This window comes from Isoptericola sp. NPDC057653 (genome assembly GCF_042799955.1).
GTDB lineage: Bacteria > Actinomycetota > Actinomycetes > Actinomycetales > Cellulomonadaceae > Isoptericola.
The window spans coordinates 1,104,364-1,130,719 of the sequence record NZ_JBHVHP010000002.1; the positions used below are offsets into that span (position 1 = coordinate 1,104,364).

Sequence of the window (26,356 nt, forward strand, 5' to 3'; positions counted from 1 at the left end):
TGAGCCGCGCGGGCCGGGTCAGCCCGGCGCCGTCGACGACCGCACGACGAGGCTCGTCGCCAGCTCGGTGCGCGGGATGGCGCTCGGGTCCTCGCGGGTGCGCACGAGCATGTCGACGGCGGCCTCGCCCATCTGCGCCAGCGGCTGCCGGATGGTGGTCAGGGGCGGGTCCGTCCAGCGCCCGTAGGGCACGTCGTCGAACCCGATGACGGACAGGTCGTCGGGCACGTGCAGGCCCGCGTCGCGGATGGCGCGGATCGCGCCGAGCGCGGTGTCGTCGCTGGACGCGAACACCGCCGTCGGGCGGTCGTCGAGGGCCAGCAGCGCCTGCGCCGCCGCGTACCCCTCGTTGATGCCGTAGCGGGAGCGGATCACCAGGTCGTCGTCGACGGAGACCCCCGCCTGCAGCATCGCGGCGCGGTAGCCGGCGAGGCGCGCGATGGCGTTGTCCTGGTCGAGCGAGCCCGTGATCGTGGCGACGCGCGTGTGCCCGAGGCCGAGCAGGTGGTGGGTCGCGTCGAACGCGCCCTGGAAGTTGGTCGACGCGATGGACAGCGTGCCCTCGGGCGGGCGGCGCAGCGGGTCGACCGCGACCAGCGGGACGCCCGCCTCCGCGAGCGCCGCGCGGACCTTGGCGCTCGGCACGGCGACGACGCTGAGCAGCCCGTCCGTGCCGCGCCCGAGCGCGTGGCGCACCCAGCGGTCGCAGTCGTCCGGGTCGGGTCCGACGGTCAGCACGAGGTCCTTGCCGTGGCGCCGGGCCGCGGCGGCCGCGCCGCGCACCACCGTCTCCGCCCACGCGCCCTCGAGGTTGATGATCCAGACGTCCAGCAGCCCGGTGATGCGGGGCGTCGGGCGCCGGACGGCGTACCCGTGCTGCTTGAGCACCTCGGTCACGCGGCCGCGGGTGGCCTCGGAGACGTCGGGGCGCGAGTTGAGCACCTTCGACACCGTGGGCACGGACACTCCGGCCGCGGCGGCGACGACGGCGAGGGGGATCGTCATTGGTTCACACCTCAGGGCGATGATTTCGGAAACTCAGGATCGCTCGCCGACATCGTACGGGAACCCCGACCGTGCGCCCTGACCCCGTCATGACGCTGTTGTGACCTGGTGCGACCCGTCATGACCTGGCGAGAGCGACTAGACACGCCCCCGCCCGAGCCCTACTCTCCTCCCGCTGTTTCGCCCTGAGCGCTCGAAATTTCGAGCGAAGGCGTTCGAAATCACGAAGGAGTGATCATGCGCACCACGCGCTTCACCACGCTCACCGCCGCCGCGCTCGGCGTCGCCCTCCTCGCCACCGGCTGCGGCCGCAGCGACGACGCCGCCTCCGCCGACGGCGCCGACGCGGCCCCGATCTCCGGCAAGGCCACGGGCGAGATCGAGATCTGGACCGCGGACGGCCACGCCGACAACCTCAAGAAGCTGGCCGAGCCGTTCCTCGCCGACAACCCCGACGCCTCGATCAAGGTCACCGACGTCCCCTGGGACCAGATCCTCACCAAGGTCCAGACCGCCGCGGCGGCCGGCACCGGGCCGGACATCATCATGGCCGGCGCCGACCAGACGTCCGCCGTCATCGGCACGGGCGCCCTCGACGAGGTCCCGGACGGCGTCTACGACCCGGACGACTTCTACCCCGCCTCCATCGCCTCCGTGACCGGCGAGGACGCCCGCTACGGCATCCCCTGGTACGTCGAGACGCGCTTCCTCTTCTACCGCAAGGACATCGCCGCCGACCTCGGCCTCAAGGCCCCCACCACGTGGGAGGAGATGCAGGCGATGTCGAAGGCGTTCCAGGACCGCAAGGGCGGCACGTACGGCATCAGCCTGCCGCGACCCGTCGAGACCCCGGCGCAGGTCGTCGTGCCGTTCGTCTCCCAGGCGGGCGGCGCGATGGCCGACGAGGACGGGTGGACGATCGACACCCCGGAGTTCATCCAGGCGCTCGACTACTACGCCGGCTTCTTCCAGCGCAAGGAGGCCCCGATCGACGGCGGCGACTCCGACGCCACGTTCGAGAACGGCGGCACCCCGATGTTCATCTCGGGCCCGTGGATGCTCGACGTCTACCAGGACGCGATCGACGGCAAGACGGCGCCCAAGGACTTCACCATGGACTCGGTGGGCTACGCCGTGGCGCCGACCGGCCCCGGCGGCAACAACGACCAGTACATCGGCGGCGGCAACCTCGGCGTCTTCGCGGACTCCGACAACAAGGACTCCGCCTGGTCCTTCCTGTCGTGGCTCGGCAAGCCCGAGCAGCAGCAGAAGTGGTACGACCTCAACGGTGAGTTCCCCGCCAACATCTCGGCCGCCGACTACCCGGCCATCACCGACAACCCGGTGACCGCGGTGGTCAAGGAGCAGATGCAGCACACGATCGAGACGCCGCGCTACCCGGCGTGGTCGCAGATCTCCGACCTCATCGGCACCTACTCCGAGCGCGTCGCCAACGGCGAGATGACCTCCGCGGCCGCCGCCAAGGAGATCCAGACCCAGGCGGACTCCCTCGGGTTCGGGTGGTGACCGCCACCACCACGGCACCACCGACGACGCCGCGGCGGACAGGGAAGACCGTCTCCCTGTCCGCCCGGCGCCGCCGGACGGCGGCCGTCGCCTGGCTGTTCGTCACGCCGTTCGTCGTGACCTTCGGGATCTTCGGCCTCATCCCGCTCATCAGCTCGTTCGGGATGTCGTTCACCGACATGCACGCGCGGGACATCCGGAGCCCGTTCGCCGTCAACTTCGTCGGGCTCGAGAACTTCGTGACCGTGCTGACGAACACGTCGTTCCTCAAGGCGCTGCGCAACACGCTGCTCTTCGTGGCCGTGGGCGTGCCGCTCAGCCTGTTCCTGTCGCTGGTGCTCGCCGTCCTGCTCAACTCGCTCGGCAAGCGGGCGGCCGCCTTCTTCCGCGTCGGGTACTACACGCCGGTCGTCACGACGATCGTCGCCGTCGCCATCGTGTGGCGGATCATGTACCAGAACACCGGCGTCATCAACACGATGCTGGGGTGGGTGGGCATCGACGGCCCCAACTGGTTGTCGGACACCCGCACGGCGCTGTTCGCGCTGACCGTCATGGCCGTGTGGCGCAGCCTCGGCTCCACGATGGTCATCTTCCTCGCGGGCCTCCAGGGCATCCCCCAGGAGGTCAAGGAGGCCGCCTCGGTCGACGGCGCGAACCCGGTCCAGAGCTTCTTCCGGATCACGATCCCGATCATGATGCCGACGATCCTGCTCAACGCGATCCTCACGACCACCGGGTTCATGCAGTTCTTCGACGAGCCCTTCGTGATGACGAACGGCGGACCGCTGGAGTCGACCACGTCGATCGCCCTGCAGGTCTACAACCAGTTCAAGTACGGCAACTACGCCGTCGGGTCGGCAGGCGCCTACGTGCTGTTCGTCCTCATCGGCATCTTCGCCATCATCCAGTTCCGGTTCTTCCGGCAGAGGACCTGACCCATGACCGCTGTGATCACCCCGCCCGACGTCGAGCCCCGGGCCGACGTCCCCGCCACCCCCCGTCGCCGCCGCAAGCCGGTGCGCTGGGGCAACCTCGCCGTCCTCACCGTCCTGTCGATCGGGCTCGCGTTCACGCTGCTGCCGTTCGTCTGGATGGTGCTGGGCGCGTTCAAGACGAAGGCCGAGATCATGTCCCGGCCGGTCACCTGGTGGCCGGTGAACCCCACGCTGGAGAACTTCCGGTCGTGGCTGTTCGACTTCGACATCTCCCGGCCGTTCTTCAACTCCGTGCTGCTCGCCGTCGTCGCCGTCGCCAGCACCCTGCTGTTCTGCTCGATGGTGGGCTGGGCGCTCGCCAAGCTGGAGTTCCCGGGCAAGAAGGCGCTCATCACGGTCGTGCTCGCCACGATGTTCGTGCCGGGCATCGTCACCCTCATCCCGCAGTTCGTGCTCGTGGCCCGCCTCGGCATGGTCAACACGTACTGGGGGCTCATCCTGCCGGGCCTCGTCGGCGCGTTCGGCGTCTTCCTCATGCGGCAGTTCATGCTGGAGATCCCCGACTCGCTGCTCGACGCCGCCCGGATCGACGGCGCCGGCGAGTTCCGGATCTTCTTCCGGATCGTGCTGCCGCTGTGCAAGGCACCCCTCGCGACCCTGGCGATCTTCACGTTCATGGGGTCGTGGAACAGCTTCCTGTGGCCGCTGATCATCTCCCAGGACGACTCGATGTACACGCTGCCCGTGTCGCTCGCGCTGTTCTCCTCGGACGCCGGGAACCACGGGGCGGAGTACGGCCTGCAGATGGCGGGCTCGTTCCTCATCGTCCTCCCCGTGCTCGTGCTGTTCGTCGCCATGCAGAAGCACTTCATCCAGGGCATCACCATGACAGGGATCAAATGACCACCACCGTGCCCGCGCCCGCAGGTTTCCTGTGGGGCGCCGCGACCGCCGCGCACCAGATCGAGGGCGGCAACACCAACACCACGAACTGGGCCGACGAGTACCACCCGCGGGCCACCGTGCGCGAGCCGTCCGGCGACGCCTGCGACTCCTACCACCGCTTCGGCGAGGACATCGCGCTGCTGGCCGAGGCCGGCCTGACCACCTACCGGTTCTCGCTGGAGTGGGCCCGCATCGAGCCCGAGGAGGGCGTCGTCTCCGACGCCCAGCTCGCCCACTACCGCCGCATGATCGACACCTGCCGCTCCCGCGGCGTCGAGCCGTTCGTCACGCTGCACCACTTCACGTTCCCGCGCTGGTGGCGCGAGCGCGGCGGCTGGCAGGCGCCCGACAGCGCCGACGTCTTCGCGCGCTACGCCCGCACCGCGGCGAGCATCCTCGGCGACGTGCGCTGGGTGGTGACCATCAACGAGCCGAACATGCTGGTGGTCAACGCCGAGTCCACCGTCGACACCGGCACCGGCGTCAACGTGCCCGACGAGCCCGACCCCGAGCTCGCCCGCGCGATCGCGGCCGCCCACCACGCCGCCGTCGACGTGCTCCACCAGGAGATCCCCGGCGTCCAGGTCGGCTGGACCGTCGCCAACCAGGACTACCAGGCCGTGCCCGGCTGGGAGGCCCAGCGCGACACGTGGCAGTACTGGCGCGAGGACTTCTACCTCGAGCACGCCTGCGGCGACGACTTCATCGGCGTCCAGGCCTACCTGCGCACCGTCATCGGCCCCACCGACGACGCCCGCGGCTACGGCCCCCAGCCGTGGCCCGAGGGCACCGACGTCACCCTGACGGGGTGGGAGTACTACCCCCAGGCCCTCGGCCACGCGCTGCAGCACACGCACCGCGTCACCGGCGGGCTGCCGATGATCGTGACGGAGAACGGCATCGCGACCTCGGACGACGAGCGACGGATCGCGTACACGACGGGGGCGCTGGCCGGGCTGGCCTCGGCCGTCGACGACGGCTGCCGCGTGTTCGGCTACCTGCACTGGTCGCTGCTGGACAACTACGAGTGGGGTTCGTTCGCGCCCACCTTCGGCCTGGTCGCCGTGGACCGGCGGACCTTCGAGCGCACGCCCAAGCCCAGCCTCGCGTGGCTGGGTGGGCTGGCTCGGCGGAACGAGCTGCCGGCCCGCGAGGCGGCCGCGGCGATCGCCGGCACGACCGAGCGCGCCTGATCGGCACACCGCCCCGCCCCGTGCATCGGGGCGGGGCGGCCGTTCGCCGCGTCGTCGCTAGATCACGCTGCGCCCCTCGGCCTTCGCCTGGCGCAGCTCGCGGTAGAACGCTCGGCTGATCACGAAGAGCACGCCGGCCACGACGACGGGCCAGACGAGCACGTACACCGTCAGCAGGAACGTCATGAGATCCCCTCTCCCGCCGCGACGGGCTCGCCCCGGCGCGGCTCGTCGGCCGGACGGCCCGTGGCCGCCGGCTCCATGTCGAAGTCGCCGGTGCGCTCCTTGATCAGGGCGAAGTCGAACCGGTCCTTGCTCAGCAGCGTCAGGGCGACGCACACGACCGTGCTGGCCGCATAGGCCACGAGCGACCCCGACAGCACCGGGTAGGTGTGCAGGAACCCGATCGCGAAGGGCGCGGCCGCGACGGTGGCGACCGCCCCGACGACGAGCGCGACCCGCGTGCCGAAGAAGCCGAAGGCCATCAGGCCGAGCACGACCCCGATGCCGAGCGTGGCCAGGACGTCCGACGCGATGCCCAGCCCGCCGGAGAGGTCCACCCACGAGAAGCGCACCGGCAGGAAGACGGCGAGGCCCGCGACCACCGCCGCGCTGAAGGCGACGTTGGTGACCCGGTCCCAGTAGAAGCTCGCGATGACGGGGAACACGAGCGCGCCCCACATCGCTCCGACGAACACGAGCAGGTCCAGGATGTTGAACCGGGCGCCGGCGAAGACCAGGCCCGCGGCGATCGCGACGACCATCGTGACCCGGCCGACGAGGATCATGGTCCGCGGGTCGGCACGCTTCTTGCCCGCGACGTTCTGCCCGTAGACGTCCGCCATGGCGATCGACGCGAGCGCCGTGAGGTCGGAGTCCGCCGTCGACGAGAGCGACCCGATGATCATCACGAAGAACAGGCACAGGAGCAGCGGGTTCAGGTAGGTCGCGGCCATCTGCGGGACGAGGTTGTTCACGTCCCCGCCGAGGGGCTCGATGCCCGCGTACAGCGCGATGACGCCGAGCATGCCGACGCCGATGATCGTCGCGCCGTAGCCGAACGTCGCGGTGACGAACGTCTTCTTGATGAGGTCCTCGCGGACCGCGAAGAGCCGCTGGGCGATCGTCTGGTTGCCGATCGCGTAGGCCAGGACGGCCGCGATGTACGGGGCACCCTGGTTGAAGAACGCGTCGGAGGAGAAGAAGTCCTTCTGCTGGGCGGTGAGGTTCGCGGCGCCGGTCTCGAACAGGCCGGGCCCGCCGGCGGCGAAGAACACCACCGGGATGATGACGACGACCGCGCCCAGCAGGGCCACCACCTGGGCGAAGTCGGTGAGGACCGACGCCCGGAACCCGGACCAGAGCGTGTACAGGAGCACGCCGGCCGCGATGGCGACGATGCCCTGCGTGAACGTGTAGGGCGTCAGCATGGCGACCAGGGCGCCGCCGGCGATCAGGTTGGACGTGAGGCTGATGACGCTGCCGAGCACGTTGGACCCGGCGAGCATGAGCTGGCTCGAGCGGCCGTGCCGGGCGAACATCACCTCCGCGATCGTGTGCGCGCGCGGCGCGACGGCGCGGATCCGGCGCCCGAACGGGTAGATGAGCAGGATCATCAGGGCGCCCCAGAGCCCGTAGTGGATGGGGCCCGACAGACCGTAGGTGTAGCCGGACGTCGCGGAGGCGTACATCGACGACGCCCAGATCCAGGTGGCGGTCATCGACGCCGCGGAGATTCCGAAGCCGACCTTGCCGCCGCCCGTCATGTAGCCGTCGGCGTTCTCCTTCTTCCGGCTGATGCGGACCGACATGTAGAAGCTGCCGCCGAAGAACAGCAGCAGGATGAGGACCACGATCGGTCCAGGGATGTGTTGCAGGTTGCCCAAGGTGTTCTCACTCTTTCGTCAGGGACCCGGAGCCTGCTGAAGGCCCGGAGGGACGGGGAAGCGGGAACGGCAGCTAAGCGGGCGGGACTCGTCGGGGACAGGCGGGGCGGCACGCGCAGGGCAGCGCGTACCGTGCCGGCTGGATCGACAGCACGGAGCTCCTTCCGGTCGTCAGCGGCCCTGACCAGGGCGCATGGCGTCGCGCCACGGTCAGGGCGTGCGGGCGCCGGCGCACGGAGGGGCCGGCGAGTCGGTGACGGGACCAGCGGGAACTCTCGCGAGTGCGCGCCGACGAGACGAGGCGTCGGGGTTCCTCCGGGCGCGGCGCAGCGCGCCGGTCAACAGGGCCGTCGAGTCACGTTTATACCACAAAAAAGGTACATTCTTCCCAGGCCTGCCCGCGACGACAGGAGGCGGCCGCCCCACCCGGGACCGGACGCCGTCAGTCGGACCGCGTCGACGCCGGCCGCTCGAGCCCCCGGAACGGCGCGATCGCGCCCTCGAACTCGGCCTTCATCCCGGCGCGCACCACGGTGGCGCCGTACTCGAGCCTGATCGACGCCACCGGGAGGTCGATCTCCTCGGCCTCGTCGACACCGCGACCCGTCGGGTCGAGCGACGCGTCCTGGATGTCGAGCGTGATCCACCGGTAGCCGTCGGACGCCACGGCCGACCACCACCAGCACCCCCCGCCCTCGACGGTGCAGAACCGGTCGTGGTGCTCCTCGCGCCAGGCGGGGTCGGCGGCCATCGACTCGGAGTCGGTCTCCAGCTCCGTCGGCCCCAGCCCGGCCTTCTCGGTCACCTCGCTCGCGGCGTCGACGATCCGCTGCCACTGCTGAAGGTCCGGGACCTGCGTGCTCGCGAGCCGGCAGCAGTTCACCGTGGCGAGCATGGACGCCCCGCCGTACCCGTTGCCCTCCTCCGTGAACCAGTCCTCGTCGTCGAACCACGAGGCCTCGGGCCGCTCCGCCGCGAGTGCCACGCCGCCCGCCTCCTGGACCGCGGCGCGGAGGTCGAGCACGAGCTGCCGGGCGGGCGCCTCCAGCTCCGCCTGGTCGGGAGCCTCGAGCAGCTGCTCCGCGTCCGTCCCCTCGGTCGCCGGGTAGTCCTTCCAGTCCACGGTGACGGTCGCGCCGTCCGCGTCGACGGAGGTGCTCTTCGGCGACGGGCCGAGCCCGAGCAGGCCGCACCCGCCGAGGAGGAGGGTGGCGGCGAGCGCCAGGATCACCGGCCGAGGAGCGCGCATCCGCGCAGTCTCACAGTGCCGCCACGGTCGCCGGCGCGGCGCCACGGGTGAAACCGTCAGGTCCCGGGCGGCGCGACGGACCGCAGGACGTGCTCGACGAGGGTCCGCTCGTCGCTCCGGCGGCTCGTCGACGTCGTTTCCTCGGCGCCGAGAGGGCCTCCCCGGGCGACCGGGTGAGGCTCAGCCGACCGGCTCGGCGTCGCGCGCGGCGAAGACCTCCCGGGCGACGAAGGTGGCGTTGAGCGCGCGGGGGAAGCCGCAGTAGACGGCGGCGTGCAGGATCGCCTCGGTGATCTCCTCGCGCGTCAGGCCGACATTGAGGGCGGCGCCGATGTGCACCCGCAGCTGGGGCTCGCACCCGCCGAGGGCCGTGAGGACGCCGAGGGTCACGAGCTGGCGGCTCCGCGGGTCCAGACCGGGGCGGTCGTAGATGTCGCCGAAGGCGAAGGCGGCGACGTGGTGGCCGAGGGCGGGGCTGACGTCGGCGAGGGAGTCGACGACGGCCTCGCCCTGGTGCCCGTCGATCCGCGACAGGACGTCGAGACCCCGGCGGCGGCGGGCGAGGTTGTCGGGGCTGTCGATGTCGTGCTGCGCGGGGGCGGTCGTGGTCATGGCCGGGGGCCTTCCTGGTAGGTGGAGATCTTGTACTCGGTGGCGGCGAGGGAGAGCTGGAGCTGCGCGATCTGCGCGCGCAGCGTGTCCCGGTGCTCGAGGAGCATGTCGAGGCGCTCGGGCACGGTCTCCTGCCCGTCGTCGACGAGCTCGACGTACCGGCGCAGGTCGCTGATCGGCATGCCCGAGGTGCGCATCCGGGTCAGGAAGACCAGGCGCCGCACGGCCGCCGCGTCGTACCGCCGGTGGCCGGCGCCGTCGCGGTCGACGCGCACCAGGCCGATGCGCTCGTAGTAGCGGAGGGTGTGGGGGTTGACGCCGAGGCGGGCCGCCGTCGTGGCGATGTCCCAGTCCGTCGCGTCGTCGTCCCGGGCGAGCTCGCGCAGCGCCTCGACCGAGACCCCGCCGGCCGGGTCGACCGCCAGTCGCAGCGCCTCTCGGAGCGCCTCGTCGTTGTCCATGACCGGGACGCTAGAGGTGTGAGCGCGCTCGAAGACAAGCCCGCGCGCGAGGGAAAGCGTTGCCACGAGCGCTTCCGTCTTGGTTGGATGTTGCCAACGTCACGCGTTGCCACCCGTCGGACAAGGGAGTTCGCCATGCCGCAGCCGTCCCGTCGTCAGGTCCTCGCCATCGTGCCCGCGGGCGCCTTCCTCGCGATCGCGGCGCCGCTGCGCGCCCGCGCGGACTCGCCGTCCGACCACGCGCGCCTGCTGGCGAACGCCCGCGGGATCTTCGCGGGCACGGCGGCGTCGAACGCGCGGCCCGAGGCCGCGACGAGGCTCCGGGCGATCCACACGACGGCGCGCGCGGACCTCGCCGCCCTCGACGCCGCCGGGGCGGGCGAGCTGTTCGCCGGCGTGCCGCTCGGCACCAGCGACCCGAACCTCAACACCTCGTTCGTCAAGCTGTACGAGATCGCGCTGGCGACCTGCACCCCGGCCTACGCGTCCGACCTCGTGGGCGACACCGCCGTGCAGCGGCGCGTGCTCGACGGGCTCGAGTGGCTCCACGCGCGCTACTACGGCGACCAGGCCGCCGGCTACTACGGCAACTGGTTCACCTGGGAGATCGGCATCCCCGCGAGCGTCAGCAAGACGTTCGCCCTCCTGGCCGACCTGGTCGCGGCCGAGCGGCCGAGCCTCCTGCCCACGTACGTCGCGTCCATGGACGCGTACCTGCGCCACGGGAAGGACGGCGACGTCGACCTCGACTCCCGCTTCCACACGGGCGCCAACCTCGCCGACATCACGACCAACCGCGTGCTGCAGGGCGCGCTCACCGGCGACGACGCCCGCGTGGCCAAGGCGATCGCCGACCAGTCCACCGTGTTCGCGACCATCGACCCGTACGACATCCGGCACGGCAACACCGACGGCTACTACGCCGACGGCTCGTTCATCCAGCACGACTCGGTGGCGTACACGGGCTCGTACGGGCGCACGCTGCTGACCCGCGTCGTGCAGACGATCAAGCTGCTCGACGGCACGGCCGCCGCCCCCGGCACGGAGCTGGCCGACGTCGTGCACGGCTGGGTCCGCGACGGGTTCGCGCCCGTGATCGTCGACGGCTGGATGATGGAGATCGTCAAGGGCCGCTCGGTGTCGCGCACCGGCACCGGGTACGCGGACACCGCCACCGTTCTCGAGGCCGCCGTCGACCTCACCGACTACACGAGCGGCGCCCACGCGGCCGCCCTCGGCGCGTACGTCCGCCACCTGGCGACGGCGTCGCCGACGCCGCCCGACCCCTCGCGGTTCGTCTCGCCCGTGAGCGCCGTGCGCTACGCCGACCTCGTCGCGGACGCCGGCGCACCCGCGGCGGACCTCAACCCGCCCGAGCGCTCGGTGGCCTTCAACGCGATGGACCGCACCGTGCACCGGCGCCCCGGGTTCACGTTCGCGCTGGCGCGCAGCTCGGAGCGGATCAGCAGGTACGAGTACATGAGCGGCGAGAACCTGCTGTCGTGGTTCCACGGCGACGGCGCCTTCTCCCTCTACCTCGCGGGCCAGGACCACACGCAGGCGTTCGGCGTCGACTTCTACACGACGGTCTCGCCGTACCGCCTGCCGGGCACCACCGTGCCGGTCGAGGAGCGGCGCACCGTCCCCGAGCTGTACGGGCAGCTCTGGTACGACAACCCCGGCCACCCGCTGGGCTTCACCTCGTCGTCGGAGTCGCAGAACACGTACGTCTACTTCCCGCGCGGCACGAACGCGTTCTCCGGCGGCGCGACGCTCGGCACGTACGGCGCGGCGGGCATGGTCCTCTCCGACGACGTGCCCTACGTCGACGCGCAGGCCGGCGTCCTGCCCGACGACTTCGTCGTCTACGCGAACGCCCGCGCGGTGAAGTCATGGTTCCTGCTCGACGACGAGGTCGTCGTCCTCGCCGCGGGCATCCACGACGAGCACGGTCGCGACGTCGTCACGACGCTCGACTCGCGCATCGCCGCGCCCGGCGACGGCGTCGTCGTGACGGGCCGCCGCCGCGACGGCCGCCCGTGGACGCCGGACGGGCGCCCGGCGCGGCTCGACTGGCTCCGCTGGGACAACCCGGGCCAGGGCGTGGCCGTGGGGTACGCGCTGCTCGACGCCGAGCCCGTCACCGTGACCCTCGAGGACGTGACGCGCAGCCGCCGCGTGGTCCGCACGACCAACCCCGACACCGCGGCGACGAAGCGGGTGTTCACCGCCGCCGTCGAGCACGGCCGACGCCGCTCCGCCCTCGCCTACGCGATCGTCCCCGGCGCGACCGCGCAGCGTCTCGCCGCCTACGGGCGCGGCGGCCCGATCGCCGTGCTCGCCAACGACGAGCGCGTGCAGGCCGTGCGCCACTCCGGCCTCGGGCTCGTCGCCGCGACCGTGTTCTCCGGCCGCGCCCACGTGCGGAACCTGACGATCGACGGCCCGGCGTCCGTGCTCGTGCGCGAGGGCGGCGACGGCCGCACGTCCGTGGCGCTGTCCGACCCGACGACGGGGCGCGACACCGTGACCCTGACGGTCCGCGGCCGGCACCTCGACGTCGAGGCGGCCGACGACGGCGTCCGGGTGCGGCGCGTGCCCGGCGGCACGGAGATCCGTGCCACCACGCGGCACGCGTACGGCGCGAGCCTCACCGCGGTGCTGCGGCGGCGCTGACGCGGTCCGTCCCGGCCCGGGAAACACGTCGACCGCGAGCGCCGTCCCGGGGAAGACTCTCGCCCATGCCCGACGACGAGACGCCCCACCTCCACGTCGCACGCGTGCTGCGCGTCCGCGAGGCCGACTGCGACGTGTGGCGCGACGGCGCGCCGGTCACAGTCCCGTTCGCCGCGACGGTCCCGGGTCCGCGGACCGAGCGGGTCTCCCCCGGCCACCTCGCGGCGGTCGCGACGACGGGCGACGGGGCGGGCGTCGTCGTGTGGCGGTGGTTCGACGCCGTGGTCCTCGGCGCGGAGCACGACGGGTCGGTGCGGCTGTGGGAGCCGGCCCACGGCGAGGTCCTTGCGCGACCTCGGGACACGTACCGGCACCCGGAGCCGGGCACGCGCGCCTACGCCTCGGCCGGGCTGCCCGGCGCCGGCTGGTGGGCGGCCGCGGCGGTCGGGGCGGAGGACGTGCCCGCCGTCGACCTCGACGAGGTGGCCGCGTTCTACACGAGCAACGGGCTCTGGGCGGCGGCCCTCGGATGAGGCGTCCCGCCCCTGGCCGCGCCGTGCGGCGAGGGCTCAGGCGCCGGCCGGGACGATCCGGACCTGCTCGCCGAGCCTGCGCATGACGTCGGAGCCCGGGTCCGCGTCGGTGACGACACCCGCGACGTCGTCGAGCCCGATCACGCCGTACGGGGAGGCCGCACCGACCTTCTCGGCCGAGCCGAGCACGTAGGTCTCGGCGGCGCGGCCGGCGAGGACGCGCTTCATCGCCGCCTCGTCCCCGTCACCGGTGGTGAGGCCGGCGTCGGGGTGGATGCCCGTGACGCCGAGGAGGAAGAGGTCCGCGGTGACGCGTTGCGCCGCCTCGACCGCAGCCGCCCCGCACGCCACGGCGGAGTGCTTGAACAGCCGGCCGCCGAGGATGAACACGTCGGCGGCGGGGTGCTCCACCAGGGCCGCGGCGACGGTCGGGCTGTGCGTGACCACGGTGCACGCCAGCGTGGGCGGCAGCGCGGCCGCGACCGCGAGCGCCGTCGTCCCCCCGTCGAGGATGACGGTGCTGCCGGGCGCGATCAGGCGCACCGCGGCCGCGGCGACCCTCTGCTTGCCCGCGACCGCGACGTGCCGGCGCGCGCCGTAGTCCGCCATCGCCGGCGACACCGGCAGCGCGCCGCCGTAGACGCGCTGGCAGAGCCCCTCGGCAGCCAGTTCCCGCAGGTCGCGCCGGATGCTGTCCTCGGAGAGCCCGAGCTCCGCGGCGGCCGTCTTGGCCACGATCTTGCCGTCGCGGCGGAGGGTCTCCAGGAGGTGGTCGCGCCTCTCGGAAGCGAGCATGGTCATTCTCGTTTCTTCTTGGTTGTGCACGTTTGTGCTTAGTCTACGGCCATGACGTCCACGATCACGCCCCGCCCGTTGCTCATCCTCATCGCCGGCCCCTACCGCTCCGGCACCGACGGCGACCCCGCCGCGACGGCGGCCAACCTGCGGCGCCTCGAGGAGGCCGCCTGGCCCGTCTTCGCCGCGGGCCACGTGCCGATGATCGGCGAGTGGGTGGCCCTGCCGGTGCTGCGCTCCGCGGGCGCCACCGTGGACGACCCGCTCGCCGACGACGTCCTCTACCCCACCGCCCAGCGCCTGCTCCAGCACTGCGACGCCGTGCTGCGGCTGCCGGGCGCGTCCGCCGGGGCCGACCAGGACGTCGCCATCGCCACGAGCCGCGGCCTGCCCGTCTACCGCGACGTCGCCGAGATCCCCCGGCTCGGCGAGGTCGCGCGGCTCGACGAGGTCGCGCGGCTCGACGAGGTCGCCCGGTGAGCGGGCGTCCCGGCGTCGACGTCCCCGACCACCGGGGCCGGACCGACCTCGACCAGGCGGGACGGGAGCTCCGCCGCAACCCCGACGTCGTCGTCCGCGACGTCGAGCTCACCTCGTCCGGGTGGCACGTGCTGCGCCGCACGACCCTCGACCACCGCCGTCGCGACGGGACCTGGCGCACGTTGGAGCGCGAGACCTACGACCGCGGGGACGGCGCGACGATCCTGCTGCACGACGACGCCCGGTCCACGGTGCTGCTCACGCGCCAGTTCCGCTACCCCGCCTACGTCAACGACCACCCCGACGGGATGCTGATCGAGACCGCCGCCGGCCTCCTGGACGACGACGACCCCGAGACCGCCGTCCGGCGGGAGGTCGCCGAGGAGCTCGGCGTCACCGTCGGCCCCGTCGAGCACGTCTTCACGGCGTACATGAGCCCCGGCTCCGTCACGGAGAAGGTGCACTTCTACGCGGCGCCCTACACCCCGCGCGACCGCACCGGCGCGGGCGGGGGCGTCGCCGCCGAGGGCGAGGACATCGAGGCGGTCGAGCTCCCGCTGGGCGACGCGCTCGGGATGATCCGCGACGGACGCATCGTCGACGGCAAGACCATCATGCTGCTCCAGTGGTGGGCGCTGCGCCGCTGACGGGGGACGCGGCGGGAGGTCCTGGCAGTACCTCCCGGGCGCGGCGTGCGACACGTACGGTGGACGCCGCACCACCGACGAAGGAGAACTCTTTGCGCACCGTGAACGCCTACGCCGCCCCGTCCGCGACCGAGCCCCTGGTCCCCACCACCATCGAGCGTCGCGACGTCGGCCCGAAGGACGTCCTGATCGCCATCCGCTACGCGGGGATCTGCCACTCCGACATCCACACCGTGCGCGGCGACTGGGGCCCGATCGCCTACCCGCAGGTCGTGGGCCACGAGATCGTCGGCGAGGTCGTCGAGGTCGGCCCCGCCGTCACCCGGCACGCCGTGGGCGACCGCGTCGGCGTGGGCTGCATGGTGAACTCGTGCCGCGAGTGCGAGAACTGCCGCGCCGGCCTGGAGAACTACTGCCTCAACGGCAACACCGGCACGTACGCCAGCACCGACCGGGACGGCACCATCACCCACGGCGGCTACTCGACGCACGTCGTCGTCGACGAGCACTTCGTCCTCCGCGTGCCCGACGCCATCGACTACGCGGCCGCCGCGCCCCTGCTGTGCGCGGGCATCACCACCTACTCCCCGCTCGCGCACTGGAACGCCGGCCCCGGCAAGCACGTCGCGGTGGTCGGCATGGGCGGCCTCGGCCACATGGCCGTGAAGATCGCCGCCGCGATGGGGGCCGAGGTCACCGTGCTCTCGCGCACGCTCTCGAAGAAGGACGACGGCCTCGCGTTCGGCGCCACCGGCTACTACGCGACCGAGGACGACGCGACGTTCGAGGCGCTGAAGAACCGGTTCGACCTCATCGTCAACACCGTCAGCGCGCCGCTCGACCTGAACCAGTACCTGCGGCTGCTGCGCCTCGACGGCACCATGGTCAACGTCGGCGCCCCGCCGGAGCCCCTGCCCGTCCAGGTGTTCTCGCTGTTCAACAACCGCCGGTCGTTCGCCGGCTCCAGCATCGGCTCCATCGCCGAGACCCAGGAGATGCTCGACTTCTGCGCCGAGCACGGCATCGCGCCGGAGACCGAGCTCATCGGCGCCGACCAGATCAACGACGCCTACGAGCGCGTGCTGTCCAGCGACGTGCGCTACCGGTTCGTCATCGACGCCGCGACCCTGTGACGCCTGCGCCCGGGCCGCCCGGAGACGGGGGCCCGGGCCGCATCAGGGCCACAGTTTCTCGACGAGCAGCGCCGCCCCGAGCACGACCATCGCCACGCCGGAGACCTTCGTGACGACGACCCGTGCTCGGGGCCGCGAGCTCAGCACGCGGCGGGCCAGGACGGCGACGACGGAGTAGATCACGGCGACGTTCGCCACGTGCAGGCCGCCGAGGACGAGCATCTGCGTCGACGTCGGCCAGCCGGTCGGCGAGGTGAACTGCGGCAGCAGCGCGAGCAGCAGGAGCAGCCCCTTGGGGTTGATGCCGCTGACGCCCGCGCCGCGCAGGAACTGCGCCAGCGGCCGGTCACCGACCGGCCGCTCGCTCGCGTCCAGCCGGCCGACCGTGCTGCGCAGCGTGACCACGCCGAGGTGGACGAGGTAGGCGGCGCCCGCCACGGTGAGCACGGTCAGCACCGCCGGGTACCGGGTCACGACGGCGCCGACGCCGAGCGCGACGACCCCGACCACCACCACGTAGCCGCAGACCATCCCCAGCACCGACGGCGCCACCGACCGGCCCCGCAGCCCGGCCGCGATCGCGTACGCCCAGTCCGCGCCGGGCGTGAGCGCGAGCAGCACCGCCACCACCCAGAACTGCACCACCGACGACACGTCCATCAGCCACTCCCCTCCGACTGGCGAAGAGGCTAGGCAGGATCGGGCGGAAGGTGCTTCGAACTTTCGGCACGATCGGCGCCGATCGTGGGAGCATTTCGATCATGGACCAGATCGACCGGGAGATCCTTTCACTCCTGCAGGACGACGGGCGCATGAGCACCACCGACCTGGCCGGCCGGGTCGGCCTGAGCCTGTCCACGTGCCACCGTCGACTGCGGGCGCTGGAGACGTCCGGCGCGATCGCGCACTACCGCGCCGTCGTCGCCCCGGACGCCGTCGGCCTGAGGTTCGAGGCGCTCGTGTTCGTCACCATGCGACGCACGGACGTCGACGCCGTCGCCGGGTTCGAGGCCGCCGTCGCCGCGGTGCCGAACATCGTCGACGCGCAGCGACTCTTCGGCGAGCCCGACTACCTGCTGCGCGTGCTCACCCGCGACCTCGCCGCCTACCAGGAGCTCTTCGACACCGCCCTCGGCTCGCTGCCCGGCGTCCAGCGGCTCACGTCCACGCTGGTCATGAAGCGGCTGGGCCCCGACCGGGCGGTGCCGATCCCCTGACGCCGTCCGCGCCGCGCCGAGGCCGCGCGCCTCGGGGGCGAGCACACGTGTCCCGCGTGCTCGCCCCCCCGACCGCTTCCTGGGAGCTCCGGGCCAGGTCAGCGCCACGCAGGGTCGAGGCGACGCACCGTCAGGCTCGCGAGCACGGCGTCGCCGCCGTCGGCGCGCAGTCGCAGCTCGGCCGCACGTTCCGGGTCGTCCAGCCCGCGGTTGACGGCGAGGTAGTGCCGGCCGCCGGCCGCGAAGAGGGCGAGCTGGTCGCGGTCGACGAGGACGCGCAGGGTGGCGGCACCCGCGGCGGGGAGCGGGTGCCCGTCGAGGGCGTGCTCCTCCAGGTCGTAGGTGGCCATCGGCTCGGCGCCGCCCGGGGCCACGGCCTCGAGGACCAGCCGGCGCGCGGTCGAGCGCGCGCGGTCGACCACGACCTCGACGTCGAGCCCGTCGGCGTCGGGCGCGGACGGGTCGGCGCCGAGCGGCACTCCGTCCGGGGTGACGGCCACGTCGTGCTCGGTGTGCGTCTCGCGGTGCAGCAGGGCGATCTCCGCGACCGGCTCGCTGTGCACGTGCACGCCGTCGGCGGAGCTCACCAGGCGCTGCTCGACGGGGAAGGACATGTTGCCCGTCCAGGTCGGCCCGCGGTTGCCGCCCTGCCACGCCAGCGAGACGACCCGGCCGTCCGGCGCGTTCGAGAACGTCTGCGCGGCGTAGTAGTCGGAGCCGGCCACGCCGGGGTTGCGGGTGACGTGGCGGGGCTCGTCCGACTCCGGGACGTACTCCCGGCCGTCGAAGTCGCCGACGAGGTACCCGCCGCTCGCGGAGATCAGCACGTGGCGCAGGCGGTCGGGGTCGCCGTCGAGCGGCATGACCGAGACGTCGGGGCACTCGAACATCCAGTCGGCGGCGAAGCGGCTCAGGAACGCCCAGTCCCGCAGGTCGCGCGAGCCGAAGAAGTTCACGCCGTTCCCGTCGTCGTCGGACCAGACGACCATGACCCACTGCCCGGAGGCCTCGTGGCGGAACACCTTGGGGTCGCGGCTCTCGCCACCGGGCGGCGTGGCGACCACCCGCCCGCCGTCGAGCGGCTCGAACGTGTACCCGCCGTCCAGGCTGACCATGCCGCGCACGCCCTGCGTGCCGGTGAAGACGACGATCGGGTCGTGCTCGGTCGTCGCGAGGCCCGAGGTGTTCGCCAGGTCGACGACCCCGCCCCCGGAGAACAGGGCCCCCGGGTGCACGTCGGGGTGCAGCGCGATCGGCTGCTGCGTCCAGTGCACGAGATCCGGGCTGGTGGCGTGCCCCCAGTGCATCGTGTCCCACTCGCGCGAGTGCGGGTTGTGCTGGAAGTACAGGTGGTACGTGCCCCGGTAGTGCACCAGGCCGTTCGGGTCGTTCATCCAGCCCGCCTGGGGGCTGAAGTGGAAGCGGCCGCGACGCGGCTCGCGGTGGTCCGTCGCGGGGTAGGGGAACAGCTCGGTGGTCGCGGTCATCGGGGTCGGCGGTCCTCTCGGGAGGGCAGGGCGGGCAGGTCGTCGTGGGCACCGGGCGCCTGGTACCAGTAGGCGACGGTCGAGACGTCGTCGCGGCGTTCGAAGTGGCCGTGGTCCCAGGCGCCGATCTGCTGCAGGGTCACCCGGATCCGGTCGTGGAAGACCACGGGGTCGGGCAGGTGCCAGCGGTACATTCCGTGGCTCTGGGGCGTGGCCTGCAGGAAGGGCGACGCGCCGGTCGTGTCCGTGTCGGAGTAGTACGGGTAGCCGCAGTACGGGGCGCTGAACGTGACCGGCCGGGGTGGGGGTACGGTGCGCAGGTCGTCCTGGAACGCCCAGGCTCCGCCGACGTAGTCCTCGAGCCCGGTGCTGCACTGCGTCGGCAGCGCGTCGTCGCCGTCGAGGTAGAACTTCACCTCGCCCTCGCCCCACCAGTACCGCTCGAGCGCGGTGAGCGCGACGTACGTGCCCACGTACCGCCCGGCGCCCGTGACGCCGTCGAGGATCACGTGGTCCTCCCCGGCCTGCGTGGTGCCGTTGCTGCGCCGCCAGTGCGCGTGGAAGTGGCCGGCGTCGGGCGCCAGGTCGCCGTCGAGCACGTAGTCGACCTGGTAGTAGATCCCGTGGACCGGCCCGGCGTGCTCGTTGGTCAGCTCGATGCGGGCGCGTCGGTGGAACGGCATGGCGAAGTAGCAGTTCATGCCGCCCGTCGGCGCGACGACGACCGCCGCGGAGGTGACGAGCGCCCGGCGGCCGAACCCGTTGCAGAAGAAGTCGCCGAGCGGCACCTCCACGGCAGGGTCGGCCTCGTCGTCCCACCAGATGCGCAGCACCAGGTCGCGCAGCACGAACGGGCCGTGGTCGGTGCCCTCGGGCACGGTCATCCAGACGTGCTGGATCACGCCGGGCCCCGCGACGTCCGCGAGCGTCGCCGTCTCGCCGGCGTCCAGCCCGATCGCGGGCCGGCCCTTGCGCGACGGCCCGAGGGCGGACGCCGCCGACGCGGCCCGGCCCGGCTCACCGGTGGGGTTCTCGGCGTTGATGGAGCGGCTCCGCCGCCCGCCGGGAGGCGCGTACAGGGCGCCCCAGTCGACGGTCATGCGGCCCCCGTCCCCTGGAGCACGAGCTCGTCGGCGCGGTGGCACGCCACCTGGTGCCCCGACGGGAGGACGCGCAGCTCCGGCACGCGCACGGCGCAGTCGGGCACCGCGTAGCGGCACCGCGGGTGGAAGACGCAGCCGCTCGGCAGGGCCGCCGCGTTCGCGGGCTCGCCCGACAGCACGATGCGCTCGCGCGACTGGTTCGGCTCCGGGACGGGCATCGCGGACAGCAGCGCCTCCGTGTACGGGTGGGCGGGCCGGTCGAACAGCGCGTCGGTGTCCGCCAGCTCGACGATCCGACCCGCGTACATCACCGCGACGCGGTGCGCCAGGAACTGGACCACCGCCAGGTCGTGCGCGATGAACAGGTACGACAGGCCCAGGTCGCCCTGGAGGTCCTTGAGCAGGTTGAGGATCTGCGCCTGCACCGAGACGTCCAGGGCGGAGACCGCCTCGTCCGCGACGACGAAGCGCGGCCCGCACACCAGCGAGCGCGCGATGCCGATGCGCTGGCGCTGCCCGCCGCTGAAGGCGTGCGGGTAGCGGTGCAGGTGGCGCGCCGAGAGGCCGACCCGCTCCAGGACGTCCACGACCCGGTCCCGGCGGTCCGCCGGCGTGCCCACGCCGTGCTGCGCGAGCGGCTCGCGGACCGCCTCCAGCACCGTCATCCGCGGGTCGAGCGACGAGTACGGGTCCTGGAAGATCATGTGGAAGTCACGGCGCCGCTCGCGCAGCGCGCGGCCGCCCAGCCGGGCGAGGTCGACGTCCCCGTCGTCCGTGCGCAGCAGGATCTCCCCCGACGACGGGTCGATCGCCCGCACGACGGCGCGGCCCAGCGTCGTCTTGCCGGAGCCCGACTCCCCCACCAGCGCGAGCGTCTCGCCCGTCCCGAGGTCGAAGCTCACGTCGTCGACGGCGCGCAGGCTGCCCCGCACCCGGCGCAGCAGGCCGGAGGTCACGGGGAACTCCTTGCGCAGGGACCGGACGGCGAGCACCCGGTCGTCGGGGGCGGCGCCCGGCGGCGCGGCGGGGGCGGCGACCGGACCGGTCGTCGGCTCAGACATCGGACCAGGCATGGTCGGGCTCCTCCGCGTCGCTGACCTGGAAACACCTCACGTGATGGCCCGGCTCGACCTCGTCCAGGCCGGGGACGACCGTGTCGCAGCGGCCCTCGATGGCGACCGTGCACCGGGACGCGAAGCCGCACCGGCGGCCGAGGCCGATCGGCGTCGGGACGGAGCCCTCGATGGTCTCGAGGCGCTCGACCCTCCGGTCGGTGCGCGGCACCGCGGCGAGCAGCTTGCGCGTGTACGGGTGCCGGGGGTCGGCGAAGACCTGCTCCGTGGTGCCGCTCTCGACCACGCGGCCCAGGTACATGACGTAGAGCCGGTCCGCGTGCTCGGCGATGACACCCATGTTGTGCGAGATGAGGATCATCGCGGTGCCGCGCTCCGCCTGCAGCGAGTCGAGCAGCTCCAGGATCTGCGCCTGGATCGTGACGTCGAGCGCCGTGGTCGGCTCGTCCGCGACGATGAGGGACGGCGAGCAGGCGAGCGCCATCGCGATCATCGCGCGCTGCCGCATCCCGCCCGACATCTGGTGCGGGTACTCCCCGAAGCGCTGCCGCGGGTTGGAGATGCCGACCCGGGTGAGCAGGTCGACGACGCGTTCGGTCGCCTCGTCCTTCGAGACGTCCTCGTGCACGCGGATCGCCTCGACGATCTGCCGGCCGACCGTGTGCACGGGCGAGAAGCTCGTCATCGGCTCCTGGAACACCATGGCGACCTCGGCGCCGCGCGTGCGGCGCAGCACCGGCGAGTCGGGCTCGACGGCGAGGAGGTCGACGCGCGCCCCGTCGCGGGGGCTCAGCAGCACGCGTCCGTCCACGATCTCGCCCGGGGTCCGGACGAGGCGCATGAGGGACTGCGCCATGATGCTCTTGCCGCAGCCGGACTCGCCGATGACGCCGATCGTCTCGCCCGCGTGCACCTCGAGGGAGACGCCGTCGACCGCCTTGACGACCCCCTCCTCGGTGAAGAAGTAGGTCCGCAGGTCCTCGACCCGCATCCGCGGGTCGTCCGGCCGCTCGGCCGTGGCGGTCCCGGTCGCGCCGGGCCGCGGATCAGTTCTGGTAGGGGTCAGACGCATCTCTCAGCCCGTCTCCGACGAAGTTGAACAGGATCACCGCGATCACGAGGACGACCGCCGGGGCGAGGAGCCACGGGTAGTTCGACACGACCGTCACGTCCTGGGCCCCCTGCAGCAGGGACCCCCAGGACACGTCCGGTGCCGAGATCCCGAGACCGAGGAAGCTGAGGGTGGTCTCGCCGAGGATCATCCCGGGGATCGCGATCGTGATGTGCACGATGAGGTAGCTGGTGAGGGCCGGCAGCATGTGCCGGCCGATGATGCCGGGGGTCCGCATCGCCGACACCCGCGCCGCCGTGACGTAGTCCTCCTCGCGGAGCGCGATGATCCGCCCCCGCACCACGCGCGCCAGCCCGGTCCAGCCCACGAGCGACAGGATCAGGGTGATCGCGAGGTACGTCTGCACGCCGGACCACGTCTGCGGCACCGCCGCCGACAACGCCATCCAGAGCGGGATGAGCGGGATGCTGATGATGAGGTCGATGAACCGCTGGGACACCGCGTCGACCCGACCGCCGAGGTAGCCGGACAGGCCGCCGATCAGCAGACCGAGCACGAAGCTCACGACCACGCCGCCGAAGCCGACGAGCAGGGAGATCCGGGAGCCCACCATGATCCGGGAGAACGAGTCGCGGCCCAGGTGGTCGGCGCCCGTGAGGAACACCGGCTGCCCGTCCGTGGTGCCGAACAGGTGGACGTCCATGGGGATCAGGCCCAGCAGCTCGTACTCGTCGCCGCGCACGAACAGCCCGACGGGGTGCCGGTCGGACGTGTCGACGCCGGTCCGGTAGGTGAACGTCTCCTGGTCGATCTCCGTGCTCGAGGAGTACACGAACGGCAGGTGCCAGCCGCCGTCCTCGTCGACGACGTGGATCTGGCTCGGCGCGGCGTACTTCTGGTCCTCGAAGCCGTGCAGCTTGTCGTAGGGCGCGACGAACTCCGCGAAGATCGCGCACAGGTACAGCGCGACGAGCAGGTAGAGGCTCACGTGCGCGAGCCGGTGGCGGCGGAAGCGCCGCAGGACGAGGGTCCGCTGGGACGCCTCGTAGAGGTCCGCCTTCGCGTCGGCCCGGGCGCTGCGCGCGGCACGGTGGCTCCGCAGCAGCGCCGCGCCGCGGCGTGCGGTGTACCCGGCGCCCGCGTCGGGGGGCGCGGACGCCGCCCGGCGGCGTTCGTCGGCCCGGACGTCGTCGTCCCGGGCGGTCTCGAGGTCGGTCATGCGGCCTGGCTCCTCTCGTAGCGGATGCGCGGGTCGGCGACGGCGAGCGCCACGTCCGAGATGACCGTGCCGATGATCGTGAGCGCGCTGAGGAGCAGCACGATCGCCCCCGTGAGGTACATGTCCTGCGACTGGATCGACTCGAGCAGCACCGGCCCGGTGGTCGGCAGGTTGAGCACCTTGGACACGACGATCTCGCCGCCGACGGTGGCCGGCAGCATCCAGCCGATGGTGCTGAGCAGCGGGTTCATCGCGAGCCGCAGCGGGTAGCGGCGCAGCACCTGCCCCTCGGTGAGGCCCTTGGCGCGGGCCGTGACGACGTACTGCTTGCCGAGCTCGTCGAGCAGCGACGCGCGCAGCACGCGGACGATGCCGCCGATGCCCGCGATGGTGAGCACCAGGAGCGGCAGCCAGACGTTGCGCAGCAGGTCCAGCAGCCGGTCGACCGACCAGGGCGCCTCGCGGTACGCGGGCGAGAACAGCCCGGTGATGAGGAACCCGGTCCGGTCGTAGACCAGCAGCATCAGCACGAGGGCGATGAGGAAGCCCGGCACCGCGAGCCCGACGAAGCTCAGGAACGTCACGGCGTAGTCGCCGACCGAGTACTTGCGGACGGCCGAGTAGATGCCGACCGGCACGGCGATGGCCCAGGTCAGCGCGATGGACACCAGCGAGATGAGCATGGTCCGCGGCACCCGCTCCGCGAGGATCTCGGAGACGGGCTGGTTGTAGGCGAACGACATGCCGAAGTCCCAGTGGAACAGGATGTTCTTCATCCACACGAGGTACTGGACGAGCATCGGCTGGTCGAGGCCGTACTGGGCGCGCAGCGCGGCGAGCTGGTCGGCGTTGACGGAGCCGCCCTCGCTCGCGAGGTTGCGCGCGTACGTGTCGACGTAGTCGCCCGGCGGGAGCTGGATGATGACGAACGACAGGAACGAGATCAGCACCAGCATCGGGAGCATGAGCAGCAGGCGCCGCCCGACGTACCTCAGCACGTGACCCACCGCCCGTGGTCGCGGAGGGCGGTGCGGGACGCCGTCGGCAGCGGCGGCGGGCAGTCGGTGGACGTCATCGTTCGAACCAGATCCCTTCCAGGTTGAGGATGGTGTCGAGCTCGAACGGGGCGCCGGCACCGGGCAGGTTCGCGATGCCGTTCTTCGCCACGTTCGGCTTGACCCGCAGGCCGGTCGTCGGGATGAAGGCGTAGTGGTCCATGAGCCAGCCCATGAGCTGCTCGTACGCGTCCTTGCCCGCGGGCGACGCGGGCGGGTGCTCGGTGCGCCGGCTCGCGATGTCGTAGAACTCCTGGATGTACGCCGGCGGCTTGCGCCCCTGGTCGCCCTTCGACTGCACGTACGCCCACGTCTCGGGCGACCAGGCGCCCTTCTCGTTGGGCATGTAGTCGTTGGAGATCCCCGTGGACCAGCCGGCGCCGTCGTTCCAGTGGATGGAGGCCATCACCGCGTTGTCCGACACGAGCTGGCCGAACAGGCCGTCGTCGACGCCCTTGATGGTGACGCGCAGCCCCACGTCCTCGAGCTGGGACCGCACCAGCTCCGCGACGGGCGCGAAGTCGAGGGCGATCGTGGGGAACGTGATGGCGAAGGTGAAGGCCTTGCCGTCGGGCCCGAGGCGGTAGCCCTTGTCGTCGACCTCGTCCATGCCGACCTGGTCGAGGATCGTCCGCGCCTTCTCCGGGTCGTGCTCGGCGCTGTTGAGCATCGGCTCGCCGTGCAGGCCGAAGTAGACGGAGCTGTTGATCGCCGCCGGGTCGATGGCGAGCGACAGCGCCCGCCCGAACCGGGAGTCCGGGTCGGCCACGAGCTGCTGCCACGGGTCGTCCGGGGCGTCGTGCCGGAAGTCGTGGTTGAGGAAGAGCAGCGGCGGGAAGTTGAACGAGTGGGTGAGGAACACGCGGGTGTCGGCGTGCTCGCCGCTCTGCGTGTACACGGCCATGTTGTTGAGGGTCACGTTGTCCCCCGCGGCGACCGTCACCTGCCCGTCCATGACGGCCCGCAGCAGGGCGTCGTCGTCGACCACGATGTAGTTGACGACCGAGTCCGCGTAGGGCAGCTGCTGCCCGCTGGAGTCGACGTGCCAGAAGTAGGGGTTGCGCTCGAAGACGCGGCTCGTCTCCTTGACCTCGGTGAGCACCCAGGCGTTGAGGACCGGCAGGCCGAGCGCGTCGGCCTCGCCCGACGACCACGACGGCAGGTTCTTCATCGTCATGAGCTCGCCCCACGACGACGCTCCGGCGGCGTCGAGCTCCTGCTGGAGCGCGGCGGGGTCCGCGTAGTCGCCGTGGTACCGCTTGAGGTGGTGCGACGCGACGAAGAGCATGCTGACCGTCGGGATCCAGCTGTGCAGGGCCGCGACGAACTGGCCGTACGGGGCCTCGAACCCGAGCTCGAACCGCAGGTCGTCGAGGACGCGCAGCTCGGCCGGGGCCAGCCGGGTGTCCCGCTGGGTGTAGAGGTCGGTGGGGAAAGGGGTGTTGGAGTCCGGGTGCCGGTAGAGGTCCTCGAACAGGAACCGCACGTCCTCGGTGGTGACCGGGGTGCCGTCCGACCAGCGCAGCCCCTTGCGCAGCGTGAAGGCGAAGGTCCGCATGTCGTCGGAGGCGTGGAACCCGCTGACGACGTTCGGCATCGCCTGGTCGGTCGTCTGGCTGGGCGAGCGCAGGATCGTGCTGCCGGTCGCGAGGTTGAGGTTCCCGGTCGGGGACGTCGGGGTGTTGCGGATCGTGCCGCCGTAGCGGCCGTCGCGCCACTCCCCGTACCGGGGCTGCAGCAGGGTGCCGCTCCCGACGACGAAGCAGTCCTCGGGGAGGCGTTCGTCGATCGGCGGCAGCTCGCCCGCCGCGACCCGCTCCCGCAGGAACGGCGGTTCGACGAAGCCGCGGGGCGACTTCTCCTTCGGGTCGTAGCTCGGGAGATCCTGCGGGATCTCGGACGTCAGGCTGCAGCCCGCGAGCGGCAGCATGATCGCGGCGAGAGATCCCAGGGTGAACTGCCGCCTGGTGACCTGCGGCGTGCGGTGCATGTCCTTCCCACCTCCATCGGTGCGAACGAGTCGTTCCGGGGCGGCAGCGGTGCCGGCCGG

25 protein-coding genes are annotated in these 26,356 nt (G+C 72.2%); 10 read left to right on the top strand and 15 right to left on the bottom strand.

Annotated elements, in window-relative coordinates; translation table 11 throughout:
• Positions 1-18: 18 nt before the first annotated feature.
• Positions 19-1,005, bottom strand: coding sequence for a LacI family DNA-binding transcriptional regulator (locus tag ACFU9A_RS16265; RefSeq protein ID WP_430576317.1), 987 nt, complete (start codon positions 1,003-1,005; stop codon positions 19-21).
• Between the two features lie 237 nt (positions 1,006-1,242).
• Here ACFU9A_RS16265 and ACFU9A_RS16270 point away from each other — a divergent pair, with 237 nt between their 5' ends.
• From ACFU9A_RS16270 to ACFU9A_RS16285, 4 genes are read left to right on the top strand one after another with little or no spacing between them, the layout of a single operon-like run.
• Positions 1,243-2,532: an extracellular solute-binding protein gene (locus tag ACFU9A_RS16270; protein ID WP_430576318.1), complete on the top strand. Its 1,290-nt coding sequence runs from the start codon at positions 1,243-1,245 to the stop codon at positions 2,530-2,532.
• Entirely contained in the window at positions 2,529-3,470 is a 942-nt protein-coding gene (locus ACFU9A_RS16275) for a carbohydrate ABC transporter permease (protein WP_430576319.1), read from the top strand. Before ACFU9A_RS16270 ends, ACFU9A_RS16275 begins: the two co-directional genes overlap by 4 nt.
• A 3-nt stretch (positions 3,471-3,473) precedes the next feature.
• Positions 3,474-4,373, top strand: coding sequence for a carbohydrate ABC transporter permease (locus ACFU9A_RS16280; RefSeq protein ID WP_430576320.1), 900 nt, complete (start codon positions 3,474-3,476; stop codon positions 4,371-4,373).
• Positions 4,370-5,608 carry a glycoside hydrolase family 1 protein gene (locus ACFU9A_RS16285; RefSeq protein ID WP_430576321.1) on the top strand — a complete coding sequence of 413 codons (1,239 nt, stop codon included), beginning with the start codon at positions 4,370-4,372 and terminating at the stop codon, positions 5,606-5,608. Before ACFU9A_RS16280 ends, ACFU9A_RS16285 begins: the two co-directional genes overlap by 4 nt.
• A 57-nt stretch (positions 5,609-5,665) precedes the next feature.
• Here ACFU9A_RS16285 and ACFU9A_RS16290 read toward each other — a convergent pair whose 3' ends face one another.
• The 5 genes from ACFU9A_RS16290 to ACFU9A_RS16310 all read right to left on the bottom strand — a co-directional run bounded on the left by ACFU9A_RS16290 (position 5,666) and on the right by ACFU9A_RS16310 (position 9,816).
• Complete coding sequence (locus ACFU9A_RS16290; RefSeq protein WP_430576322.1) at positions 5,666-5,794, bottom strand: putative transporter small subunit; 129 nt, start codon at positions 5,792-5,794, stop codon at positions 5,666-5,668.
• Positions 5,791-7,419: a sodium:proline symporter gene (locus ACFU9A_RS16295; protein ID WP_430576479.1), complete on the bottom strand. Its 1,629-nt coding sequence runs from the start codon at positions 7,417-7,419 to the stop codon at positions 5,791-5,793. Before ACFU9A_RS16295 ends, ACFU9A_RS16290 begins: the two co-directional genes overlap by 4 nt.
• A gap of 517 nt (positions 7,420-7,936) precedes the next feature.
• Positions 7,937-8,743: a hypothetical protein gene (locus ACFU9A_RS16300; RefSeq protein ID WP_430576323.1), complete on the bottom strand. Its 807-nt coding sequence runs from the start codon at positions 8,741-8,743 to the stop codon at positions 7,937-7,939.
• A 180-nt stretch (positions 8,744-8,923) separates the two neighbouring features.
• Positions 8,924-9,355 (bottom strand): carboxymuconolactone decarboxylase family protein, encoded by a 432-nt coding sequence (locus ACFU9A_RS16305; RefSeq protein WP_430576324.1) that lies wholly within the window; start codon positions 9,353-9,355, stop codon positions 8,924-8,926.
• Positions 9,352-9,816, bottom strand: a complete 465-nt coding sequence (locus ACFU9A_RS16310; protein WP_430576325.1) for a MerR family transcriptional regulator — start codon at positions 9,814-9,816, stop codon at positions 9,352-9,354. Before ACFU9A_RS16310 ends, ACFU9A_RS16305 begins: the two co-directional genes overlap by 4 nt.
• A 135-nt stretch (positions 9,817-9,951) precedes the next feature.
• On the opposite strand from ACFU9A_RS16310, the gene ACFU9A_RS16315 reads away from it, so the two are divergent.
• Both ACFU9A_RS16315 and ACFU9A_RS16320 read left to right on the top strand, forming a co-directional pair.
• Positions 9,952-12,492: a polysaccharide lyase family 8 super-sandwich domain-containing protein gene (locus ACFU9A_RS16315; protein WP_430576326.1), complete on the top strand. Its 2,541-nt coding sequence runs from the start codon at positions 9,952-9,954 to the stop codon at positions 12,490-12,492.
• 65 nt (positions 12,493-12,557) lie between these two features.
• Positions 12,558-13,025, top strand: coding sequence for a hypothetical protein (locus ACFU9A_RS16320; protein ID WP_430576327.1), 468 nt, complete (start codon positions 12,558-12,560; stop codon positions 13,023-13,025).
• A 36-nt stretch (positions 13,026-13,061) separates the two neighbouring features.
• On the opposite strand, the gene ACFU9A_RS16325 is transcribed toward ACFU9A_RS16320, so the two are convergent.
• The gene (locus ACFU9A_RS16325) at positions 13,062-13,820 is read right to left on the bottom strand and encodes a DeoR/GlpR family DNA-binding transcription regulator (RefSeq protein ID WP_430576328.1); all 759 of its coding nucleotides are present in this window, start codon (positions 13,818-13,820) and stop codon (positions 13,062-13,064) included.
• Between the two features lie 51 nt (positions 13,821-13,871).
• Between ACFU9A_RS16325 and ACFU9A_RS16330 the strand changes: the two genes are divergently transcribed.
• The 3 genes from ACFU9A_RS16330 to ACFU9A_RS16340 all read left to right on the top strand — a co-directional run bounded on the left by ACFU9A_RS16330 (position 13,872) and on the right by ACFU9A_RS16340 (position 16,080).
• Positions 13,872-14,300, top strand: coding sequence for a DUF4406 domain-containing protein (locus ACFU9A_RS16330; RefSeq protein WP_430576329.1), 429 nt, complete (start codon positions 13,872-13,874; stop codon positions 14,298-14,300).
• The gene (locus ACFU9A_RS16335; protein WP_430576330.1) at positions 14,297-14,947 is read left to right on the top strand and encodes an NUDIX domain-containing protein; all 651 of its coding nucleotides are present in this window, start codon (positions 14,297-14,299) and stop codon (positions 14,945-14,947) included. Before ACFU9A_RS16330 ends, ACFU9A_RS16335 begins: the two co-directional genes overlap by 4 nt.
• Positions 14,948-15,039: 92 nt before the next feature.
• A complete protein-coding gene (locus ACFU9A_RS16340; RefSeq protein WP_430576331.1) occupies positions 15,040-16,080 on the top strand; it encodes an NAD(P)-dependent alcohol dehydrogenase in 1,041 nt (346 codons plus the stop codon).
• Between the two features lie 42 nt (positions 16,081-16,122).
• On the opposite strand, the gene ACFU9A_RS16345 is transcribed toward ACFU9A_RS16340, so the two are convergent.
• Entirely contained in the window at positions 16,123-16,740 is a 618-nt protein-coding gene (locus ACFU9A_RS16345) for a LysE family translocator (RefSeq protein WP_430576332.1), read from the bottom strand.
• Between the two features lie 101 nt (positions 16,741-16,841).
• Here ACFU9A_RS16345 and ACFU9A_RS16350 point away from each other — a divergent pair, with 101 nt between their 5' ends.
• Positions 16,842-17,297, top strand: a complete 456-nt coding sequence (locus ACFU9A_RS16350) for an Lrp/AsnC family transcriptional regulator (RefSeq protein WP_430576333.1) — start codon at positions 16,842-16,844, stop codon at positions 17,295-17,297.
• A gap of 98 nt (positions 17,298-17,395) precedes the next feature.
• Here the strand turns inward: ACFU9A_RS16350 and ACFU9A_RS16355 are convergent, their stop codons facing one another.
• From ACFU9A_RS16355 to ACFU9A_RS16385, 7 genes are all read right to left on the bottom strand, one after another.
• Positions 17,396-18,784, bottom strand: coding sequence for a glycoside hydrolase family 32 protein (locus ACFU9A_RS16355; protein WP_430576334.1), 1,389 nt, complete (start codon positions 18,782-18,784; stop codon positions 17,396-17,398).
• Positions 18,781-19,884, bottom strand: coding sequence for a glycoside hydrolase family 172 protein (locus ACFU9A_RS16360; protein WP_430576335.1), 1,104 nt, complete (start codon positions 19,882-19,884; stop codon positions 18,781-18,783). The genes ACFU9A_RS16355 and ACFU9A_RS16360 overlap by 4 nt, the downstream gene beginning before the upstream one ends.
• Positions 19,881-20,948: an ABC transporter ATP-binding protein gene (locus tag ACFU9A_RS16365; protein WP_430576336.1), complete on the bottom strand. Its 1,068-nt coding sequence runs from the start codon at positions 20,946-20,948 to the stop codon at positions 19,881-19,883. Before ACFU9A_RS16365 ends, ACFU9A_RS16360 begins: the two co-directional genes overlap by 4 nt.
• Positions 20,941-22,032 (bottom strand): ABC transporter ATP-binding protein, encoded by a 1,092-nt coding sequence (locus ACFU9A_RS16370; protein WP_430576337.1) that lies wholly within the window; start codon positions 22,030-22,032, stop codon positions 20,941-20,943. The genes ACFU9A_RS16365 and ACFU9A_RS16370 overlap by 8 nt, the downstream gene beginning before the upstream one ends.
• Positions 22,007-23,251: an ABC transporter permease gene (locus tag ACFU9A_RS16375; protein ID WP_430576338.1), complete on the bottom strand. Its 1,245-nt coding sequence runs from the start codon at positions 23,249-23,251 to the stop codon at positions 22,007-22,009. Before ACFU9A_RS16375 ends, ACFU9A_RS16370 begins: the two co-directional genes overlap by 26 nt.
• Positions 23,248-24,249, bottom strand: coding sequence for an ABC transporter permease (locus tag ACFU9A_RS16380; protein ID WP_430576339.1), 1,002 nt, complete (start codon positions 24,247-24,249; stop codon positions 23,248-23,250). The genes ACFU9A_RS16375 and ACFU9A_RS16380 overlap by 4 nt, the downstream gene beginning before the upstream one ends.
• Positions 24,250-24,322: 73 nt before the next feature.
• Entirely contained in the window at positions 24,323-26,296 is a 1,974-nt protein-coding gene (locus ACFU9A_RS16385) for an ABC transporter substrate-binding protein (protein ID WP_430576340.1), read from the bottom strand.
• Between the last annotated feature and the right edge of the window lie 60 nt (positions 26,297-26,356).